The organism is Kitasatospora sp. NPDC007106 (assembly GCF_040634455.1).
GTDB classification, from domain to species: domain Bacteria; phylum Actinomycetota; class Actinomycetes; order Streptomycetales; family Streptomycetaceae; genus Kitasatospora; species Kitasatospora arboriphila.
Genome location: NZ_JBEYFP010000819.1, coordinates 1 through 2,528, shown reverse-complemented (window position 1 = coordinate 2,528; position 2,528 = coordinate 1). Strand labels below are relative to the sequence as shown.

Sequence of the window (2,528 nt, the reverse complement as noted above, 5' to 3'; positions counted from 1 at the left end):
GGCTGAGGGAACACCGGTGGCGCTCCCGCAGAGCCGCCCTTCACGCCCCGCGGGCGGCCACCGGCCGCAGCCACAGCCCGCGGGCCGCCCCAGGACTCACGCGTCGCAGCGGGGCCGGAGAAGGACTCCTGCGAGGTGGTGGGCCGTGCCGCCGGTCCTGCGCCCGCGGCACAGGACGGCACGACCTCGGCACGTGGGTTCGACGCACCACGGACAGCGCAGCGACGGGTCGACCACCCGGGAAGGGCCGCCGGCACGGCGCGCCCGGGGACGAGTCGGACGGGCCGCGCCGGCGGTGTGCCCGGACCGGTGGCAGCCGACGGCGCGGGCGCGGCGTCGCTCCATCAGAAAACCCCACACCCCAACAGAATCGAACGCGCGGCATCATCACACCGCAGCCCCGGACGCCGCGTCAAGAACCGCACCGGTCCGCCGGCCGGGTGGCCCGCGCGCCCCCGCGCGTTCCCTGACACACCCCTGCCGCGTTCTTGCTGTCGAACCGTCCCGCGCTCCACGCCGATGCCGTCCCGCTCACGTCCCGCCCACGTCCGCCGCCCGGGCCGTGGTCGGGGCCGTGGGCGGGGGAGCCCAGAACCGCCCCGAGGCCGCCCATGTCCCGTCTCCCGCTCCTGCCCGCGCCCTCGGGCACCGTCGCCGTCCTCGCCGCGATCGCGACGCTCGGCGCCTGCACCACCCAGGGCCCCGAGATGCACCGGACGGCGCGGATCTCCGTCGCCTACATCCAGAAGCAGGGCGACCAGCAGTACTTCCGGGACGAGGCGGCCGGGGCGCGGGCAAGGGCCTCCGAACTCGGCGTCGACCTGGACGTGGTGGACGTCGGCACCGACGCGGCCCGCACCCTCGACGCCGTCCGGTCCGCCGTTGCCCGCGGGGCGAGCGGCGTGGTCGTGGCGGTGCCGGACCCGGCGCTCGGACCGCAACTCGTGCGGATCGCGCACGACGCCCGGATCGAACTGCTCGCCTCCGACGACCAGATCTGCGCCGACCTCGGCGACCCGAGCGTCTGCGCCCGGCAGAAGCTCGTGCCCAGGGTCGGCTTCAGCGGCAGCCGGATGGGCGAGGCCGTCGGCCGCCGCGCCGCCCAGGAGTACCGCACGACCGGCTGGAAGGCCGCCGACACCCGGATCGTCGCCGCGGCGCGGATGGACCTCAGCGTCTGCCGCGAGCGCATCGACGCCGCCAAGCTGGCGTTCCTCCGGGACGGCGGCCAGGTCCGCACCCTGAACGTCAACACCGACAACACGCCGGACGGCGCCCGCAGCGCCGTCGCCTCCACCACGGCCGCGGAGGCGGGGAACCCCGAGCACTGGGTGGTGTGGGGCTGCAACGACGAGAACGTCGAGGGCGGCATCGCCGCACTGCGGGCCGCCGGCGTCGCCGAGGCCGACGTCATCGGGGTCGGCCTCGGCGGCTACCTCGCCTGCCGGGGCTGGCAGCGCGGGGAGCGCTTCGCCATGCGCGCCGCCCTGTCGATCAGCGGCCGGGAGGTCGGCGCCCTCGCCGTGCAGACCATGTACGACAAGGTGCGCAGCGGCAGGCCCTTCCCCGCCGAGGCGTTCGCCCCCACCGCCATGGTCGACCCGGAGACCTGGCAGGCCTCCGGCGCCACCTGCGACTGACCGGCCGCCCCGGTGGCCCTCCACCCCGACGGGGCACGGCCGCAGCCGCGCCTACCGTCCGTCCTCGTCCTCGCCCTCGCCGCCGACGGACGCGGGCAGTTGATCCCGGATCAGCTCCATGACCGAGCTGTCGGTGAGGGTGGTGACGTCACCGAGACTGCGGTGCTCGGCGACGTCCCGGCACGGCAGCCCGCCGCACGGGCACTCCTGTCCCGTCCACCCCGCCGCAGACCGGCCGCCGCTCGGCCTGCCCGCGGGCCGGGGCGCGCTCTGGTTGGATGCGGTCATGGACAGCGGCAGCCATCCGGAATCGGGTCTCACCAAGAGCGTCTGGAGCGACGCCGACTTCGAGGAGATGGGCTGGCACGACGCCACCCTGCACGGCCTGTACCTGCAGCAGACGGACGACGTCGTGCCGCGACTGCTCCTCGACCTCGACTACGTCGTCCGCTGGGTGCACCCCGTCCGGCCCGCGAAGAACTTCACCTTCTGGGTGGCTCCCGCGACGCTCGTCTTCGAGCAGGTCTGGGACCTCGAGGGCAGCCTCGGGCTGACGAACACGCACCCGGAGCTGGAGATCGACGACGTGCACCGGCTCGCTCCGGACGACGGCAGGTCCGAGTGGCCGCAGTGGCACATCGAGGGGCACGGATTCGACCTGAGGTTCCGTGCCGGAGGCTTCCGTCAGTACGTTCGGCAGACCCCGCGGCACACCCCGGCCCCGACCCTGTCCGCCGCCGAGCGCGGAGGCTGCTGCTTCACCGAGGCCGGCTTCGGCTGAGCGACGGAGGCGGCGGAGGAGCCGTCGGCAACGGATCGGCGCCCGGCGGGGTGAGGCGCAGGCCGGCCGCTACCTGAGTAGGGGCAGGGCGGCCGGCCGGCGCAGGA

The 2,528-nt window shown here is 75.2% G+C and carries 3 protein-coding genes; 2 read left to right on the top strand and 1 reads right to left on the bottom strand.

Going from position 1 to position 2,528, the window contains the following annotated elements; genetic code table 11:
• The first annotated feature begins 611 nt into the window (after window positions 1–611).
• Window positions 612–1,640, top strand: coding sequence for a substrate-binding domain-containing protein (locus ABZ641_RS32795; protein ID WP_359987758.1), 1,029 nt, complete (start codon window positions 612–614; stop codon window positions 1,638–1,640).
• Between the two features lie 51 nt (window positions 1,641–1,691).
• Here the strand turns inward: ABZ641_RS32795 and ABZ641_RS32790 are convergent, their stop codons facing one another.
• Entirely contained in the window at window positions 1,692–1,928 is a 237-nt protein-coding gene (locus ABZ641_RS32790; protein WP_359987761.1) for a hypothetical protein, read from the bottom strand.
• On the opposite strand from ABZ641_RS32790, the gene ABZ641_RS32785 reads away from it, so the two are divergent.
• Window positions 1,927–2,421 (top strand): hypothetical protein, encoded by a 495-nt coding sequence (locus ABZ641_RS32785; RefSeq protein ID WP_344623787.1) that lies wholly within the window; start codon window positions 1,927–1,929, stop codon window positions 2,419–2,421. The two genes, ABZ641_RS32790 and ABZ641_RS32785, sit on opposite strands and share 2 nt — an antisense overlap.
• Window positions 2,422–2,528 lie beyond the last annotated feature (107 nt).